The organism is Streptomyces sp. CA2R106, from assembly GCF_037034245.1.
In the GTDB taxonomy this organism is placed as follows: Bacteria; Actinomycetota; Actinomycetes; order Streptomycetales; family Streptomycetaceae; genus Actinacidiphila.
The window spans coordinates 241,086-258,492 of sequence record NZ_JBAGKC010000010.1; the positions used below are offsets into that span (position 1 = coordinate 241,086).

General features: G+C 72.9%; 17 protein-coding genes. 5 read left to right on the forward strand and 12 right to left on the reverse strand.

The window, feature by feature from the left end; translation table 11 throughout:
• Positions 1–66: 66 nt before the first annotated feature.
• Positions 67–927 (reverse strand): menaquinone biosynthetic enzyme MqnA/MqnD family protein, encoded by an 861-nt coding sequence (locus WA788_RS17925; protein WP_335978432.1) that lies wholly within the window; start codon positions 925–927, stop codon positions 67–69.
• A gap of 242 nt (positions 928–1,169) precedes the next feature.
• Here WA788_RS17925 and WA788_RS17930 point away from each other — a divergent pair, with 242 nt between their 5' ends.
• Complete coding sequence (locus tag WA788_RS17930) at positions 1,170–1,373, forward strand: cold-shock protein (RefSeq protein ID WP_103887033.1); 204 nt, start codon at positions 1,170–1,172, stop codon at positions 1,371–1,373.
• A gap of 102 nt (positions 1,374–1,475) precedes the next feature.
• On the opposite strand, the gene WA788_RS17935 is transcribed toward WA788_RS17930, so the two are convergent.
• Together WA788_RS17935 and WA788_RS17940 are read right to left on the reverse strand one after the other, a co-directional pair.
• Positions 1,476–3,314, reverse strand: coding sequence for an AMP-dependent synthetase/ligase (locus WA788_RS17935; RefSeq protein WP_335978547.1), 1,839 nt, complete (start codon positions 3,312–3,314; stop codon positions 1,476–1,478).
• Positions 3,315–3,446: 132 nt separating this feature from the next.
• The gene (locus WA788_RS17940) at positions 3,447–4,754 is read right to left on the reverse strand and encodes an acetyl-CoA C-acetyltransferase (protein ID WP_335978434.1); all 1,308 of its coding nucleotides are present in this window, start codon (positions 4,752–4,754) and stop codon (positions 3,447–3,449) included.
• An 88-nt stretch (positions 4,755–4,842) separates the two neighbouring features.
• Between WA788_RS17940 and WA788_RS17945 the strand changes: the two genes are divergently transcribed.
• Complete coding sequence (locus tag WA788_RS17945) at positions 4,843–6,132, forward strand: 3-oxoacyl-ACP reductase (RefSeq protein ID WP_335978436.1); 1,290 nt, start codon at positions 4,843–4,845, stop codon at positions 6,130–6,132.
• A gap of 1 nt (position 6,133) precedes the next feature.
• Entirely contained in the window at positions 6,134–6,943 is an 810-nt protein-coding gene (locus WA788_RS17950; RefSeq protein WP_335978438.1) for a MaoC/PaaZ C-terminal domain-containing protein, read from the forward strand.
• On the opposite strand, the gene WA788_RS17955 is transcribed toward WA788_RS17950, so the two are convergent.
• The 7 genes from WA788_RS17955 to WA788_RS17985 form a co-directional block, all read right to left on the reverse strand.
• Complete coding sequence (locus tag WA788_RS17955) at positions 6,927–8,129, reverse strand: acyltransferase family protein (protein WP_335978439.1); 1,203 nt, start codon at positions 8,127–8,129, stop codon at positions 6,927–6,929. The two genes, WA788_RS17950 and WA788_RS17955, sit on opposite strands and share 17 nt — an antisense overlap.
• Before the next feature lie 300 nt (positions 8,130–8,429).
• Positions 8,430–8,999 (reverse strand): TetR/AcrR family transcriptional regulator, encoded by a 570-nt coding sequence (locus tag WA788_RS17960; RefSeq protein ID WP_335978548.1) that lies wholly within the window; start codon positions 8,997–8,999, stop codon positions 8,430–8,432.
• A gap of 126 nt (positions 9,000–9,125) precedes the next feature.
• Entirely contained in the window at positions 9,126–9,440 is a 315-nt protein-coding gene (locus tag WA788_RS17965; RefSeq protein WP_335978440.1) for a DUF4229 domain-containing protein, read from the reverse strand.
• Between the two features lie 138 nt (positions 9,441–9,578).
• Positions 9,579–10,100: a GNAT family N-acetyltransferase gene (locus WA788_RS17970; RefSeq protein WP_335978441.1), complete on the reverse strand. Its 522-nt coding sequence runs from the start codon at positions 10,098–10,100 to the stop codon at positions 9,579–9,581.
• Positions 10,101–10,187: 87 nt separating this feature from the next.
• The gene (mqnE, locus tag WA788_RS17975) at positions 10,188–11,351 is read right to left on the reverse strand and encodes an aminofutalosine synthase MqnE (protein WP_335978443.1); all 1,164 of its coding nucleotides are present in this window, start codon (positions 11,349–11,351) and stop codon (positions 10,188–10,190) included.
• Between the two features lie 68 nt (positions 11,352–11,419).
• Positions 11,420–11,875, reverse strand: a complete 456-nt coding sequence (locus WA788_RS17980) for an Lrp/AsnC family transcriptional regulator (RefSeq protein WP_335978445.1) — start codon at positions 11,873–11,875, stop codon at positions 11,420–11,422.
• A 120-nt stretch (positions 11,876–11,995) separates the two neighbouring features.
• On the reverse strand, positions 11,996–12,646 hold the full coding sequence (locus tag WA788_RS17985; RefSeq protein WP_335978549.1) for a UbiX family flavin prenyltransferase: 651 nt from the start codon (positions 12,644–12,646) through the stop codon (positions 11,996–11,998).
• A 324-nt stretch (positions 12,647–12,970) separates the two neighbouring features.
• On the opposite strand from WA788_RS17985, the gene WA788_RS17990 reads away from it, so the two are divergent.
• The gene (locus WA788_RS17990) at positions 12,971–13,600 is read left to right on the forward strand and encodes a rhomboid family intramembrane serine protease (protein WP_335978550.1); all 630 of its coding nucleotides are present in this window, start codon (positions 12,971–12,973) and stop codon (positions 13,598–13,600) included.
• Between the two features lie 139 nt (positions 13,601–13,739).
• Entirely contained in the window at positions 13,740–14,852 is a 1,113-nt protein-coding gene (locus tag WA788_RS17995) for a hypothetical protein (protein ID WP_335978446.1), read from the forward strand.
• An 87-nt stretch (positions 14,853–14,939) separates the two neighbouring features.
• Here WA788_RS17995 and mqnP read toward each other — a convergent pair whose 3' ends face one another.
• Together mqnP and WA788_RS18005 are read right to left on the reverse strand one after the other, a co-directional pair.
• The gene (mqnP, locus tag WA788_RS18000) at positions 14,940–15,857 is read right to left on the reverse strand and encodes a menaquinone biosynthesis prenyltransferase MqnP (RefSeq protein ID WP_335978447.1); all 918 of its coding nucleotides are present in this window, start codon (positions 15,855–15,857) and stop codon (positions 14,940–14,942) included.
• Complete coding sequence (locus tag WA788_RS18005) at positions 15,854–17,305, reverse strand: menaquinone biosynthesis decarboxylase (protein WP_335978449.1); 1,452 nt, start codon at positions 17,303–17,305, stop codon at positions 15,854–15,856. The genes mqnP and WA788_RS18005 overlap by 4 nt, the downstream gene beginning before the upstream one ends.
• Positions 17,306–17,407: the final 102 nt, after the last annotated feature.

The following is a 17,407-nucleotide window of genomic DNA, read 5'->3' on the forward strand; positions in this document are numbered from 1 at the left end:
GGGCGCGGGCCGGGATGCTGCGGGGTGGAGCGGAGGTGCTGCGGGGGGCTGCGGGGCCGGCGCGGGTCAGGCCGGCGGGAGCAGGTCCACGCCGGCGCCGGGCGGGAAGCCGACGCGGCGGGCGAACTCGGCGATGCCGGCCTGCTGCGGGGCGCCGAGCGAGAAGTCCAGCGTGGTGAAGTAGCTGCTCAGCAGCTCCTGGTCGAACGCCTCCCAGCGCGATGCCTGCTCGGCGACCTTGTCGACCTCCACCAGGGACAGGTCGCGGGAGGCGAGGAACGCCCGGTGCACGCTGTGCACGGCCTCCGGGTGCGCCGCGAGGTAGTCGCGCCGGGCCGCCCAGACCGCGAAGACGAAGGGCAGCCCGGTCCACTCCTTCCACATCGTGCCGAGGTCGTGGACGGTCAGCCCGAGCCGGGGCGCGTCGTGCAGGGAGGCGCGCAGGGCGGCGTCGCCGATCAGCACCGCGGCGTCGGCCTCCTGCATCATCAGCGAGAGGTCCGGCGGGCAGCGGAAGTAGTCCGGCGTGACGCCGTACCGCTCGCTGAGCAGCAGCTCGGCCAGGCGCACGGAGGTGCGGCTGGTGGAGCCGAGGGCCACCCGCTGGCCGTCCAGCCGGTCCAGCGGGAGCTGGCTGACGATCACGCACGACATCACGGGGCCGTCGCAGCCCACCGCGATGTCCGGCAGCGCGACCAGCTGGTCGGCGTGCTTGAGGTACTCCATGAGGGTGATCGGGCCGATGTCCAGGTCGCCCTCGACGAGCTGGGCGCTGAGCTTCTCCGGGGTGTCCTTCGTCAGCTCCAGGTCCAGCAGCGCACCGGTTCTGGCCAGGCCCCAGTACAGCGGGGTGCAGTTCAGGAACTGGATGTGGCCGACCCGGGGGCGGACCCGGTCGCTGTCGCTTTCACGCGCGGTTGTGTCCATATGCCGGACGCTACTCCTGGGTCCGTGCGGTGCTGTGCGGGGGTGCCCCGGCGAGCCGCCAGGAAGGATCTTGCGACCCTTCCGCGCCCCGGCCCCCCATGCTAGGCTCGACGCAAGTTGCAGTTTGGTTTCCTTGCAGTACAAGGCCTGCGGATCATGTAACCCGCGGGCTTTTGTAGTTTTCAGACTTCGCAGTTGCAGGTTCTGGAGCAGGGCAACCCTTTGGGCCCAAGGAGGGCTTTATGGCTACCGGAACCGTGAAGTGGTTCAACGCTGAAAAGGGCTTCGGCTTCATCGCCCAGGACGGCGGCGGCCCGGATGTCTTCGTTCACTACTCCGCGATCAACGCGACCGGCTTCCGCTCCCTCGAGGAGAACCAGCCGGTGACCTTCGACGTCACCCAGGGCCCGAAGGGCCCCCAGGCGGAGAACGTCACCCCGAACTAGTTCTCCACTAGGTCGGACGGACAGCGGCGCGATCGCGCCCAGAACCTGCAGTACCAAGGGGCCCCGCACTCCGTGCGGGGCCCCTGCCTCTTTTTTGCCGCCCTAGGGGCGGCGGTAGAGGTCTTCGATGGTGTCGGCGAAGTCCGCGGCGACAGCCGACCGCTTGAGTTTCATCGACGGCGTGAGGTGGCCGCTGTCCTCAGTGAAGTCGACCGGCAGGACCCGGAACGCGCGGATCGACTCGGCCCGGGAGACCGTGGAGTTCGCGTCGTCGACCGCCTTCTGGAGGTCGGCGAGGAGGTCGGGGTCGGTGACGAGGTCGGCGGGCCGCAGGCCCTCCTTGCGCCGCATCCGCTGCCAGTGGGCGAGCCCGTCCGCCTCCAGCGTGATGAGCGCGGTCACGAACGGCCGGTTGTCGCCGACCACCATGCACTGGCCGACCAGCGGATGCGCCCGCAGCCGGTCCTCCAGTGGTGCGGGCGCCACGTTCTTGCCGCCGGCGGTGATGAGGATCTCCTTCTTCCGCCCGGTGATCCGCAGGTATCCGTCCGGGTCCAGCTCCCCGATGTCCCCGGTGGGGAACCACCCGTCCACGTGCGGCACCCCGCCCGCGTCGTTCCAGTAGCCGGTGAAGACCTGCCCGCCGCGCAGCAGCACCTCCCCGTCGTCGGCGATCCGCACCGCGGTGCCCGGCAGCGGGTGCCCCACGGTGCCCAGCCGCGGCGCCAGCGGCGGCGTCACCGTGGCCGCCGCGGTGGTCTCCGTCAGGCCGTAGCCCTCGAAGACCATCACCCCGGCGCCCGCGTAGAACGCGCACAGCCGCTCGCCCAGCGGGGAGCCGCCGCAGATCGCGTACCGGACCTTGCCGCCGAGGGCGGCCCGTATCCGGCGGTAGACCAGCGGGTCGTACAGCGCGTGCGCCATCCGCAGGCCGAGCGAGGGGCCCGGGCCGGTGCCGGTCTGCCGGGCGATCAGCGCCCGGCCGTAGCGCCGAGCGATCGTGGCGGCCCGGTCGAAGGAGGCGGCCCGGCCCATCTTCTCCGCGGTGGCCCGGCCGGTGTTGTAGACCTTCTCCAGGACGTACGGGATCGCCAGCAGGAAGGTCGGCCGGAAGCCGGCCAGGTCGGCGAGCAGGTCCTCGGTGGCGATGCTCGGCGCGTGGCCCAGCCGTACCCGGGCCCGCAGGCACCCGATGGCGACCATCCGCCCGAAGACGTGCGACAGCGGCAGGAACAGCAGGGTGGAGGCGGGCTCGGTGCTCACCGACTTGAAGACCGGGTGCAGCAGCTCGATCGCGTTGTCGACCTCGGCGAAGAAGTTGCCGTGGGTGAGCACGCAGCCCTTGGGGCGGCCGGTGGTGCCGGAGGTGTAGATCAGCGTGGCGGTGCTCGCCGGGGTCAGCGCCTGCCGCCGGGACGTCACCAGCGCGTCCGGCAACTCCTTGCCTTCGGTGCTGAGTTGCCCGATCGCGCCCGCGTCCAGCTGCCACAGGTGGCGCAGTTCGGGCAGCTCCGACCGGCGGCCGGTGACCAGCCGGGACTGGTCCACGTTCTCCACCGCGCAGGCCGCGGCACCGGAGTCGGCGAGTATCCAGGCGGTCTGCGACGCCGAGGAGGTCGGGTAGATCGGTACGGTCACCAGGCCCGCGGCCCACCCCGCGAAGTCCAGCAGCGTCCACGCGTAACTGGTGCGGGCCATGATCGCCAGCCGTTCGCCCGGCTTCAGCCCCGCCGCGATCAGGCCCTTGGCGACGTCCACCACCTGGGCGCAGAAGTCCGCGGCGCTCACGTCCCGCCAGGTGCCGTCCGCGCCCTCCCTGCCCAGCACCGCGTCCTGCGGCGCCTCGGCCGCGTTCGTGAACGGGATGTCGGCCAGGCTCCCCCGCTCGGGCACGGCGACCAGCGGAGGCACCGCCACCTGCACGGCCCGGCCCGCCTCCATCACCACCTGCGGCGCCTGACCCGCCTGACCCACCAGCTGCCCTGTTCCAGTTGACATCTACGGCTCCTGAACGATGAGGGTGGATTGCGCTTCCGTGCCCGGTCGCGGCCCGGGGCGGCCGGCTGCGGCGTGCTAGGCGCTCTCGAGGATCGCGGTGACGCCCTGTCCGCCCGCGGCGCAGATCGAGACGAGGCCGCGCCCGGGCGTTCCCCGCTCGGCGAGCAGCCGCGCCAGCGTCCCCACGATCCGTGCCCCGGTCGCGGCGAAGGGATGCCCGGTCGCCAGGGAGGACCCCGCCACGTTCAGCCGCGCCCGGTCGATCGCACCGAGCGGCTCGGCCCGCCCCAGGCGCTCCGCACAGAACGCCTTGTCCTCCCATGCCGCGAGCGTGGCGAGCACCTGGGAGGCGAACGCTTCGTGGATCTCGTAGAAGTCGAAGTCGCCCAGGCCCAGTCCGGCCCGCTCCAGCATCCGCGGCACCGCGTAGGCGGGTGCCATGAGCAGCCCGTCGGGGCCGGGCCGGCCGCCGACGAAGTCGACGGCCGCCGTCTCGTACGCGGTGAGGTACGCCTGCGGGGTCAGGCCGCGCTCGGCGGCCCACTCCTCGGAGCCGAGCAGCACCACCGCGGCGCCGTCGGTGAGCGGCGTGGAGTTGCCCGCGGTCATGGTGCCGCCGGGCCCGCCGTAGACCGCCTTCAGCCGGGCGAGCTTCTCGGGGGTGGAGTCCGGCCGCAGGTTCTGGTCGCGTTCCAGGCCGCGGTAGGGGCTGACCAGCGGCGCGAAGAACCCGCGGTCGTAGGCGGCGGCGAGGTTGCGGTGGCTGGCGGCGGCGAGTTCGTCCTGCGCGGCGCGGGTGATGCCCCACGCCTCGGCGGTGAGCGCGGCGTGCTCGCCCATCGACAGGCCGGTGCGCGGCTCGGCGTTGCGCGGCATGTCGGGCACGAGGTGGCGCGGGCGCACCCCGGCGAGCGCGCGGGCTCGGCCGCCCAGGGACTTCGCGCGGCGGGCGGCGAGCAGGGTGCGGCGCAGTTCGTCGTTGACGCCGAGCGGTGCGTCGCTGGTGGTGTCGGCGCCGCCGGCGATGCCGGAGTCGATCACGCCGAGCGCGATCTTGGCGGCGACCGCGAAGACGGCCTGGAGGCCGGTGCCGCACGCCTGCTGGATGTCGTAGGCGGGGGTGGCCGGGTCGAGAACGGAGCCGAGCACGGTCTCGCGGGCGAGGTTGAAGTCGCGGGCGTGCTTGAGCACGGCCCCGGCCGCGAACTCCCCCACCACCGGCCGGCCGTCGGCCCCCGGGCGGGCCAGGCCGGTCCGCTCGGCCAGGCCGTCGAGCGCGGCGGTGAGCATGTCCTGGTTGGACGCGGTGGCGTAGGGGCCGTCGGAGCGGGCGAAGGGGATGCGGTGGCCGGCGATGACGGCGACGCGGCGGACGGTATGCATACGGAACTCCTGAGGGCTCTTGGCCGGAGCGACAACTCACCAGTAGCCTTACCGGCGGTAAACTTACTCCAGAGTAAGGAGAAGGCCAATGGCCGACCGCTATCTCGGCTTCACCGGTACGGCTCCCGGCCGCTTCCTCACCCGGCGGCTCGGCCTGCCGCAGCCCACCGCGCTGCGGCGCTGGTCGCCCGAGACCCCCGAACTCGACGGTCCCGTCCTGCGGTTGACCGCCGGACAGGCGCCGCCGCCGGCCGCGCCGGGCGACCCGGCACCGGCCGCGGTGGTGCTGGACGCGACCGGCATCGCGGACCCGGCCGGGCTGCGGGCGGTCCGCGAGAGCCTGCACCCCCTGGTGCGCACCCTGGCCCCCTGCGGCCGGGTGGTGGTGCTCGGCGCGCGACCCGACGCCGCCGACGTCCACCAGGCCGCCGCCCAGCAGGCGCTGGAGGGCTTCGTCCGCTCGCTCGGCAAGGAGATCGGCCGCGGCAGGACCGTACAGCTGGTGCGGCTGGCCCCCGGTGCCGACGCGGACTCCACGCTGGACTTCCTGCTCTCGCCCCGCTCGGCCTACGTCAGCGGGCAGGTGATCGAGGTCGGCCCGCCGGTGGGCCGTAAGGACAGCGCTGCGGCGGACGGCGGACCGGGCGCGGCCGGGCCCCGTACGGCGCTGGTCACCGGAGCGGCCCGCGGCATCGGCGCCGAGGTCGCGGCCACCCTCGCCCGGGACGGCGCGCAGGTGGTCTGCCTGGACGTGCCGCAGGCCGCCGACGCGCTCGCCGCGACCGCGGCCCGGATCGGCGGCACCGCGCTGACCGTGGACATCACCGCGCCCGACGCCGCCGAGCGGATCGCGGCCGCGGTGCCCGGCGGCCTGGACGTCCTGGTGCACAACGCGGGCATCACCCGCGACCGCAAGCTCGCCAACATGTCCGCGGAGGGCTGGGACACGGTGATCGAGGTCAACCTCGCTTCCGTGCTGCGCGTCACCGACCACCTGCTGAAGGCCGGGGCGGTCCGCCCGCACGGCCGGATCGTCGGCACCGCGTCCATCGCGGGCATCGCCGGGAACGTCGGCCAGACCAACTACGCCGCCTCCAAGGCCGGCATCATCGGCTTCGTCCGCGCGCTGGCCGCCGCCCCCGAGGTGCGCGAGCGCGGCATCACCGTCAACGCGGTCGCGCCGGGCTTCATCGAGACGCAGATGACCGCCGCGATACCGCTGTTCATCCGCGAGGCCGGCCGGCGGATGAACTCCCTCGGCCAGGGCGGCCGTCCGCAGGACGTCGCCGAGACCGTCGCCTGGCTCGCGGCGGCCGGCTCCGGCGGCGTGACCGGCCAGGTCGTCCGCGTCTGCGGGCAGTCGCTGCTGGGAGCGTGAGATGCCGCTGCTGCTCACGCTGGGGCGCGGCGCGCTGACCGGCCTCGGCAAGCACCCCTCGGCCGGCGCCGCGCTGCCGCCGCTCCGGCTGACCGACCCGCGGGTGCGGATCGACCCGGCCCGGATGGCCCGCTACGCCGAGGTCTGCGGCTACCCGCCGCTGACCGACCGGGTGCCGCTGACCTACCCGCACATCCTCGGATTCCCGCTGGCCGCGCGGATCATGGCCGCCCGGGACTTCCCGCTGCCGCTGATGGGGCTGGTGCACACCTCGATCGAGATCACCGCGCACCGCCCGCTCACCACCGCCGACCGGCCCGAGATCGCCGTCCACGCCGAGGAGTTGCGGCCGCACCGGCGGGGCACCGAGGCGGTCCTCGTCACCGAGGCCCGGATCGGGGGGGCGGCGGTGTGGACCGACCGCAGCACCTACCTGGCCCGTCACCCGACCGGCGCGCCGCCGACGGAAGGGGCCGAGCCGGGCACCGGGCCGCAGGACGCCGGCGCACTGCCCGTCGTCGAGGAGTGGCGGCTGCCGGCCGGGCTCGGGCGGCGGCACGCCCGCGTCTCGGGCGACTACAACCCCATCCACCTGCACGCGCTGACGGCCCGGCCGCTCGGATTCCCCCGGGCCATCGCGCACGGGATGTGGACGATCGCCCGGTGCGCGGCCGCGCTCGGCCTGGACGAGCGGGTGCGCGCCCACTTCCGCGCACCGGTGCCGCTGCCGTCCACGGTCGCTCTGGCCGCCGCCGGGCACCGGTTCGAACTGCGCTCGCCCCGGGGGGTGCACCTCACCGGCTCGTCCTGAGCAGCGCGGCCGACCCCAGCGGAACGGAGAGCCTGCGCCGCAGCAGCGGGCCGAGCGGCTTCTCCACCAGGCGGTATATCAGCCAGGCGAGGACCAGCATCGACAGCACGGCCAGCACCAGCACCGCACTGGCCGGCAGCGACGTGTGGTGCTCCAGCCGGTCGATGACCTCGGTGCCGAGGATCTCGTGCACCAGGTAGAAGGGGTACGTCAGCGCGCCCGCGGTGGTCAGCCACCGCCACTCCACCCGGGCCACGCGCGGCACCAGCGTCGCCGCGGCGATCGCGGCGAACCCCGCGGCGACCAGCACGATCACGACCGTGGGCGACCGCTGGTAGAAGGGGTGCGAACCGGGCGGCGCCACCAGCGCCTTGACCGCGGACTGCTGGCCGAGCAGGAAGCCGACCGCGACCACCGACCAGTTCACCAGGTCGTGCCCGAAGCGGTGCACGAGGTAGAGGCCGATGCCGCCGACGAAGAAGGGCGCGTAGTCCGGCATCAGCGCCAGTTGCAGGAAGCTCTCGCCCGAGCCCTGGGCGTAGACCGCGCCGAGGGTCCACAGCGCGCAGAACGCCAGCACCCGGCGCTGGGTCGCACCGCGCCACAGCACCGTCAGCGCGAACAGCGCGTAGAAGCGCAGCTCCGCCCAGAGCGTCCAGGAGACGCCCAGCTGCCGCTTGGCGCCCGCCGGGGTCTGGAGCATGGTGAAGTTGGTGATCAGGTCGGTGCGGGAGACGGTCTCCTTGCCGATCACGTAGAGGACCGCCGCCACCAGGATCAGCGCCGCCCAGTACGCGGGGTACAGCCGGCTGATCCGGGAGACCGTGAACGCCTTCACGGTGCGGCCCCAGCCGCTCATGCAGATCACGAACCCGCTGATGATGAAGAAGAACTGCACACCGAGCGGGCCGTAGGCGGCCGGCGCGATGACGTGCGGCAGCATGTGCTTGATCGGGTGGTTCCACGCGTCGCCGCCGCGCACCACGTAGTGGTAGGAGGCGACCATCAGCGCGGCGACCAGCCGCAGCCCGTCCAGGGCCCGCAGCCGTGCCGGCGGCGCGGGCGCGGGCGGCTGCTGCGCCGCGGGCGCCCCGGTCGCTTCGGGAGCTGCCGGGGCAGCAGGGGCGGCGGGGCGGGGCTGCGGGGGCGCCGGAGGCGGGCCGGGCGTGGGGAGCGTCGAACTCATCCCGTTCTTCCTTCCTGCCGGCGCGCGGCAGGGAGTCGTGTGGCAGGAGCGGTGGGAAGTCTCGGACGACGGAGCCGCGCCACGTCGGGCGCCTGCGATCCGCATCCTCCTTCGCACCCTAGCCGTGGGTTCGCCGTGAGAAGCCTGTGGGCGCAACCCCCACCGAATCGGGACAGGACGTTAACGGCCGCGCCGCGGCGAATTCATCCGCGCCAGGGCAACCTTCGGCGCGGCAGCCGCCGACAGGACGCGGGGGAGGCCGGGACGGGAGGCCGGGACGGGAGGCCGGGACGGGGGAGGTCAGGGCGACCAGGGGTGGCCGTCGAGCAGGTTGCCGAGGCCGGCCCAGGCGAAGTTCATCAGCGTGGCGGCGGTCTCGCGGCCGTTCGCGGAGGACCCGGCCAGCGACTCGGCGGCGCCCACCAGCGCCAGGGCCAGCGCCCGCACCTCGCGGTCGGCGAGCACCGGTACACACGGGGCCTCGCGGGCGGCGGTGCCGATCAGCGCGGTGACGAAGTCCACGATCTCCACCCGCATCGCGGCGACCTCGTCACCGGAGGGCGCGCCGCCGCTGCGGGCCTGGCCGTACAGCAGGTGCCAGCCGTCGGGGTGTTCGGCGGTGTAGCGGAAGAACCCGAGCAGCCCGGACCACAGTTGGCGGTCGGGGGCGGCGCCGGTCTCGACGGACGCGCGCACCGCGGCGCTGAGCGCCTTGGCCTCGCGCCGCACGCAGGCGGTGAACAGCTCGTCCTTGGACTTCAGATAGAGGTAGACCAGCGGCTTGCTGACGCCCGCCGCCTCGGCGATCTCGTCCATGGAGGTGGCGCGGAAGCCGCGCCGGGCGAAGACGGCGACGGCCGCGTCCAGCATCTGCTGCTCGCGGACCGCCCGCGGCACGCGCTGCGCCCGCTTGCCCTGGGTCTCCACCTGCGCCCCTCCCCCGTGCTGGCTCGGCGGCCGGTCGACACGGACCGGCCGGATCGGACGCTGCCCGGGTCAGGCGGTGTGCGGCTCGCCGTCGCGGGCGACCTCGCGGGCCTGGTCGTCGGCGTCGTCCTCCTGGCCCGCGGCGGCGGCCAGGGAGTTGCGGGTGCGGGTGACGCGGTCGGAGACCTGGGCCGCGGCCTGTTCCCGGACCCCGCGCAGCAGCACGAAGCTCAGGGGCGCGGACACGACCAGCGCGAGCAGCGCGACCCACAGGTAGTTGGAGTCACCGAGCCCGGCCGGCAGGACATGCAACCGGACCAGGCCCCAGATGACCCCGAAGCTGGCGACGATCAGACCGAAGCGCAGTGCGGTGTATCGGAGCATGCTCCCAGTGAAGCACGCCCCCTTCCCGATCATCGTCCCGCCCCCGCAGCAAGCCCCCCGCCCCACGAAAGCACGGCCCCAAGAAGTAGCCGGCGAGCCGAAGGGCGCGGTGCCCCGGTGGGCGCGGCCGGGCCGCGCTCACCAGCTCAGCAGCATGAAGACGTCGTCGCGGTCGTCTCCCGGGGCGACGCGGATCGCGTTCGGGACGCGGCCGACCTCCTTGTAGCCGCAGGATGCGTAGAAGCGTTCGAGGCCGAGGCCGCCGCGGCAGGTGAGCCGGATCGCCTCGATCCCCTCGAACCCGCGGGCGGCCCGCTCGGCCTCGGCCAGCAGCGCCCGGCCGTACCCGGCGCCCTGGTGGCGGGGGTGGACCATCACCGTGTAGAGCCAGATCCAGTGGGTCATCAGCCGGTGCGCGTTGAAGGTGAGGAACGCGGTCGCGGCGACCCGCTCCTCCTCGTCGCGCCCGACGAGCAGCCGCCGGCGCCCCGCCTCGACGTCGGCCATCGAGTCGGCCAGGCCCGGCGCGATGTCCGCGGCGGTGACCGGCGGCACGTAACCGACCGCGCCGCCGGCGTTGCTCACGTCGGCCCACAGCGTGAGCACACCGGCGCGCAGGTCGTCGTCGAGCGCGGGATCGAGTTCGAAGGTAAGTGCCATAAGGGCAGCGTACCTATTACCTCGACCCGGCCTCCAACCGTTTCCGTGTCACCCGGGTCACACCGCCCCGGGTGTCACCGCCCCGCGTCACACCCGCATCGCCTGCGGCGACTCCCGGCGGGAGCCGTCGGGGCCCGGGTACTCCCGGATGATCTCGTAGCGGGTGTTGCGCTCCACCGGGCGGAACCCGGCATCCCGGATCAGGTCGAGGATGTCCTCCCGGGTGAGCTTGTTCGGCGTGCCGTAGTCGTCCGCGTCGTGGGTGATCTTGTACTCCACGACCGACCCGTCCATGTCGTCGGCGCCGTGGTTGAGGGCGAGTTGGGCCGTGGACAGCCCGTGCATCACCCAGAACACCTTCACGTGCGGCACGTTGTCGAACAGCAGCCGCGAGACCGCGAAGGTCTTCAGCGCCTCCGCGCCGGTGGCCATCGTGGTACGGGCCTGGAGGACGTTGCGGATCTTGCCGTCCTTCATGTCCACGAAGTCGTGCTGGTAGCGCAGCGGGATGAAGACCTGGAACCCGCCGGTCTCGTCCTGGAGTTCGCGCAGCCGCAGCACGTGGTCGACGCGGTGCCGGGGCTCCTCGATGTGGCCGTAGAGCATCGTCGCCGGGGTCTTGAGGCCCTTGGAGTGCGCCAGCCGGTGGATACGGGACCAGTCCTCCCAGTGGGTGCGGTGGTCCACGATGTGCTGCCGCACCTCCCAGTCGAAGATCTCCGCGCCGCCGCCGGTCAGCGACTCCAGGCCGGCGTCGATCAGCTCGTCGAGGATGTCGGAGGCCGACATCCCGGAGATGGTCTCGAAGTGGTGGATCTCGGTGGCGGTGAACGCCTTCAGCGAGACCTGCGGCAGCGCCTCCTTCAGCGCCTTCAGCGACCGCGGGTAGTACCGCCACGGCAGCGTCGGGTGCAGGCCGTTGACGATGTGCAGCTCAGTGAGGTTGTCGCCCTCCATGGCCTTCGCCAGCCGGACGGCCTCCTCGATCCGCATCGTGTACGCGTCCTTCTCGCCCGGCTTGCGCTGGAAGGAGCAGTACGCGCAGGACGCGGTGCACACGTTCGTCATGTTGAGGTGGCGGTTGACGTTGAAGTGGACCACGTCGCCGTTCTTGCGGGTGCGCACCTCGTGCGCCAGGCCGCCCAGCCACGCCAGGTCGTCGGACTCGTAGAGCGCGACACCGTCCTCACGGGTCAGCCGCTCGCCGGCGTGTACCTTCTCCTCCAGCTCGCGCTTGAGTCCAGCGTCCATGTGCGTCTCCTCCTACGGGGTTCGGTCCGACGTTACTCCCCCGCCCGCGCGCGCGAAGCCGCCCCCGGTCACACCTCTTCGGGCAGGTTCCCGACCCGGTTCTCCCACTTGGTGGAGAGCACGATCGTGGTACGGGTCCTGGCCACGCCCTTGGTGCCGGACAGCCGGCGGATGGTGTGCTCCAGCCCGTCCACGTCGCCGACCCGCACCTTGAGCATGTACGAGTCGTCGCCCGCGATGAACCAGCAGTCCTCGATCTCGTCCAGGTCCGACAGCCGCCGGGCCACCTCCTCGTGGTCGGCGGCGTCCGACAGCTGGAGCCCGACCAGCGCGGTCACCCCCAGGCCCATCGCGGCGGGGGCGACGGTGGCGCGGTAGCCGGTGATCACGCCCGCCTGCTCCAGGCGGTTGATCCGGTCGGTGACGCTCGGCCCGGACAGGCCCACGAGCCGGCCCAGCTCGGCGTACGACGCCCGGCCGTTCTCGCGCAACGCCTGGATGAGCTGCCTGTCCACCGCGTCCATCGGATTGGACCCTCCCGTTCGCCTGGTGACTGCCCTGTCTGGACACGAATCTAAGGCATCGAAAGGTTCCTGCCCTCCTTTTGCCGCCTGTTCGCCGCCGCAGGCTTGGACCCGGCCGGTTCAGCCCTGGCCCGTGGACCCGCCGCCGAGCTCGCCCCGCCACCGCCGGTAGAGCCGGTGCTCCACCCCCACCGCGTCCAGCACCCGCCCGGCCACGAAGTCCACCAGCTCCTGCGCCGTGGTGCCCCCGGCGTAGAAGGCCGGGGAGGCGGGCAGCACCACCGCGCCGGCATCGGCCAACGAGGTGAGCTGGCGCAGCGTCTGACCGCTCAACGGGGTCTCGCGCACCGCGACCACCAGCGGCCGGCGCTCCTTGAGGGTGACGCTCGCCGCGCGCTGGAGCAGGTCCTTGGACAGGCCCAGCGCGACTCCGGCCACACACGCGGTGCTGGCCGGCACGATCAGCATGCCCCGGGCCGGATACGACCCCGAGGACGGCCCGGCCGCCAGGTCGCCGGCCGGCCAGTAGCGCACACCGGAAAGGTCCGGGCCGGGGGCGAAGGCGTCCGGGCGGCCGTCCGCCCCGCGGGCCAGCCAGCGCGCCAGGTCCTCCTGCCAGTGCGCGTCCCGCACCGCCGCGCCGGTCTCGTCGAGCAGCGTCAGCCGGGCGGCCCGGCTGACCACCAGGTCCACCCGCTCGCCCGCGTCCAGCAGCCCGCGCAGCACCGCCGCCGCGTACGGCGTACCGGACGCGCCGGAGACCCCGACGATCCACGGGGCACGCTCCGCACGCCCCCCGCGCTCCGCGCGCCGCTGCTCCGCATCGCGCGTCTCGCGCCCGCCGTCCAGGTCCGCCACGCCGTCGAGCGTAGCCGCGACCTGGGCGGACCGCCGGGCGGGGCGGGCGCGCGCCCGGGCTCGGCCGGCCCGCTGCGATCCGGCCGTCCGATCGGCGGCGGGCCGGAACCGCAGACGGTGTCAGTGGCGTCGTGCACACTGGACGCACATAGAAACCACTGGGGGACGTGGCGGATCGGGGGGGATTCGGTGGCGTACGGACGCATCGCGGCGCACACCGGCCGCGGGGGGACGCTCATGGCGTCGCTGCGGGTCCGCGACCGCGCCGGGGCCGCCTCGGCCGGCGACCGGATCGTGGCCGCCGCGGCGCTGATGACCGCCTGGGTGGCGCTGCTGTGGGCGCTCGAGGTCGTCGACCACGCCACCGGCCACCGGCTGGACAGCCTCGGCGTCCAGCCGCGCCGGGCCGGCGAGTTGGCGGACATCGTGCCGTCGGCGTTCATCCACTTCGGGTACGGGCATGTGGCGTCCAACACGCTGCCGCTGCTGGTGCTCGGCTTCGTCGCCGCGCTGCGCGGCACCGGCCGCTTCCTGGCCGTGGCGTTCACCGTCATCGCCGTCGACGGGCTCGGGGTGTGGGCGTGCTCGCCCGCGCACACCAACACCGCGGGCGCGTCCGGCCTGATCTTCGGCCTGTTCAGCTACCTCCTGGTGCGCGGCTTCGTCGACGGCCGCGCGCTGGACCTGCTGGTGGGCCTGCTTATCGGCGCGTACTACGGCACGTCCATCCTGTGGGGCGTGCTGCCGGTGCACACCGGCGTCTCCTGGCAGGGCCACCTCTTCGGTCTGCTCGGCGGGGTGGCCGCCGCCTACCTGTTCCGCGACCGTCCGCCCGAGGTGCGCGGCGAACCACCGTACGCGGGCTGACCGGTTGCCGGACCCCGGCAGCCAGTCGGCCCCCAATTCGCCCGAAGAACCCGGGTGAAGACACAGCGCCCGCACAGCTACGCTTCTGCTCCGACTCATCCGCTTACCCACCGCTTCCTAGGAGTTCGTCATCATCAGCATGCGCAAGGGCCTCGCCGCCGCCGGAGTGGTGGCCCTCATAACCGCCGGGGCCGCAGCGTGCGGTGCGGACGACCCCGCGTCGCCGCAGGGGAAGGTGGACAACGCCTTCCAGAAGCTCGGCAAGCAGAACACCGTCACCGTCGATCTCGGCTTCAGCGGCACCTCCGCCCAGATCTACTCGGCCATGAAGGACGAGGACGGCTTCACCCAGGCCGACGCCGACCTGCTGTCGTCCCTGCACGTCACCGTCGGCGGCAGCTCGCAGAAGTCGCTGTCGCTGCTCGGCCGCAGCCTCGGCAAGGGCGCGGACGCCACCAAGGGCTCCTCCGCGGCCTTCCTGCTCTCCACGGACGGCCCGAGCGGCGCGAAGCTGATCGAGGTCCGCGCGGTCGGGCAGAAGATCTACCTGCGGGCCGACGTGAAGGGCCTGGAGAAGCTCGACACCAGCGCCTCCGACGCCGGCTCCATCGCGCAGTTCAACGACCAGTACCTCAACGCCCTGACCAGCTCGTCCGGTTCGGTGGGCTCGGCGCTCAACGGCAAGTGGGTCAGCATCGACCCGGCGGTGTGGGGCGCGTTCGTCAAGAGCGCCCTGGCCGCCCAGGGTTCGAGCAGCGGCTCCGACTCCGGCTCCACCACCCCGACGCTGGACGCGAAGACGCAGAACGAGGTCATCTCCGGGCTGCGGGCCGCGCTGACGAAGGACGCCACCTTCGCCGACGCGGGCAAGAAGGGCGGCGCGGACCACATCACGGTCACCGTGCCCGCGCAGCAGTTCGCCAAGGACGTCGCCTCCAGCGTCGCCCCCGCGCTCAAGCAGATCCCCGGCATGAAGCAGTCCGACCTGGACAGCATGCAGCGGGCCGAGGGCGTGCCGGCGAAGAAGGTCACCGCGGACGTCGCCGTCAAGGACGGCAGCATCCAGTCGGTCACCTTCGACCTCCACCAGCTCGACGACCAGTCCACCGGGCCGCTGCCGCTGACCGTCGGCTTCAAGGGCAGCGCGGCGCCGATCAGCGCGCCGAGCGGCGCGGTGACGCTCAACCCGCAGGACGTGGTGAGCGCCGTCATGAACCTCATGGGCGACGACTCGAACAGCTCGGAGTTCTGAGCGCCGGGGAGCTGAGCGACCCGGTATCACAGCGGCGGCCCCGGCGGATGATCCGCCGGGGCCGCTGCCGTCGGGCCGCGCCGCGCGCTACCAGCTCAGGCCGCGCGCGATCAGGTCGAGCAGCGCGAAGACGAACAGGGTGATCCCGATGACACCGTTCACCGTGAAGAACGCCCGGTTCAGCCGGCTCAGGTCGTGCGGCTTCACGATCGAGTGCTCGTAGACGAACGCGCCGGCCACGATCGCCATGCCCACCCACCAGAAGCCGCTCGCGTCGGTCGCGGCGCCGTACCAGACCAGCAGCGCGGTGGTGGCCACATGGCAGGCCCGCGCCCCGTACAGCGCCGCGGGCACCCCGAAGCGGGCCGGCACCGACATCACGCCGTGCGCCCGGTCCGCGGCCACGTCCTGGCTGCCGAAGATCAGGTCGAAGCCGCCGATCCACACCCCGACCGCCAGGCCCAGCACCACCGCGTGCCAGTCCCAGGAGCCGGTCACCGCCAGCCACGCGCCGACCGGGCCCATCGCCTGGGCGAGGCCGAGGATGGCGTGCGGGAAGTTCGTGAACCGCTTGCCGTAGGGGTAGACCACCATCGGCACCACCGCGACCGGCGCCAGCGCCAGGCACAGCGGGTTGAGCAGCGCGGCGGCGCCGAGGAAGACCACCACCGCCACCAGCGCGCCGGCCCACGCCGAGCGCACCGACAGCGCGCCGGTGACCAGCTCGCGCCCCGCGGTGCGCGGGTTGCGGGCGTCGATCTCCCGGTCGATGATCCGGTTGCAGGCCATCGCGAAGGTGCGCAGGCCCACCATCGCCACGGTCACCAGCAGCAGTTCGCCCCAGTGCACGCTGCGGTCGTCGCGGAACATCGCGGTCAGCGCGGCGATGTAGGCGAAGGGCAGCGCGAAGACCGAGTGCTCGATCATCACCAGCCGCAGAAAGGCCCGGACCTTGCTGTCGGGCCGCGGCTCCGACTCGAACAGGTCCGGCGTCGTGGCGCTCACAGGCCGTACTCCCTCCACCGTTTGGTCACCAACTCTGCCGTCTTCGGATCGGCGAGCACCATCTCGGGCCAGCCGCCGTCCCGCGTGTAGCCCTCCTCCGGCAGCTTACGGGTCGCGTCGATGCCGGCCTTGCCGCCCCAGAACTGCTGGTACGACGCGTGGTCGAGGTGGTCGACCGGGCCCTCCACCACCGTGAGGTCCCGGGCGTAGTCGGTGTTCCCGAACGCCCGCCAGGCCACCTCGTGCAGGTCGTGCACGTCGCAGTCGGCGTCCACCACCACGATCAGCTTGGTGAGCGACATCATGTGCGCCCCCCACACCGCGTGCATCACCTTCTGCGCGTGTTTGGGGTATTTCTTGTCGATCGAGACGATCGCGCAGTTGTGGAAGCCACCCGCCTCCGGCAGGTGGTAGTCCACGATGTCCGGCACGATGATCTTCAGCAGCGGCAGGAAGAACCGCTCGGTGGCGCGGCCCAGCGGCCCGTCCTCGGTCGGCGGCCGGCCGACCACGATCGACTGGAACAGCGGCCGCTTGCGCATCGTGACGCAGTCGATGGTCAGCGCCGGGAACGGCTCCTGCGGGGTGTAGAAGCCGGTGTGGTCGCCGAACGGGCCCTCCGGCAGGGTCCGCCCGGGCTCCAGCCAGCCCTCCAGCACCACTTCGGCGTGCGCGGGCACCTGGAGCGGCACCGTCTTGCAGTCGACCAGCTCGACCCGCTTGCCCTGCACGAAGCCGGCGAACAGGTACTCGTCGATGTCGCCGGGCAGCGGCGCGGTCGAGGCGTACGTCACGGCCGGCGGGCAGCCGAACGCGATCGCCACCGGCAGCCGCTCACCGCGCCGCTGCGCGACCTGGTAGTGGTTGCGGCTGTCCTTGTGGATCTGCCAGTGCATGCCGATGGTGCGCCGGTCGTGCCGCTGGAGCCGGTACAGGCCGAGGTTGCGCACCCCGGACTCGGGGTCCTTGGTGTGGGTCAGGCCGAGGTTGAAGAAGGAGCCGCCGTCCTGCGGCCAGGTGAACAGCGCCGGCAGCCGGTCCAGGTCCACGTCGTCGCCGGTGAGCACGACCTCCTGCACGGGGGCGTCCTTCACCTTCTTCGGCGGCACGTGGACCATCCCGGCGAGCTTCCCGAACGCCTCGCGCACCCCGACGAACCCGTGCGGCAGCTCGGGCTTGAGCAGCCCGCCGATCTTCTCCCCGATGTCCGCGTACGACGTCAGGCCCAGGGCTTTGAGCAGCCGCCGGTCGGTGCCGTAGACGTTCGTCGCCAGCGGCGCGATCGAGCCGCGGACGTTCTCGAAGAGCAGTGCCGGGCCGCCGGCCTTGTTCACCCGGTCGGTGATCTCCCCCACTTCGAGGTGGGGGTCCACCTCGGCGGTGATCCGCTTGAGGTCGCCGTCCTTCTCCAGTGCCCTCAGCAGCGAGCGGAGATCGTCGTAAGCCATACGGCCAGTGTTCCACCCCGCACCGCGCCGCCCACCCGCGGCCGGGCCGCCGGCGCACCGCGGCCAGGTCGTAACCTGGGTGGGGTCAAGGATTGGTCAACC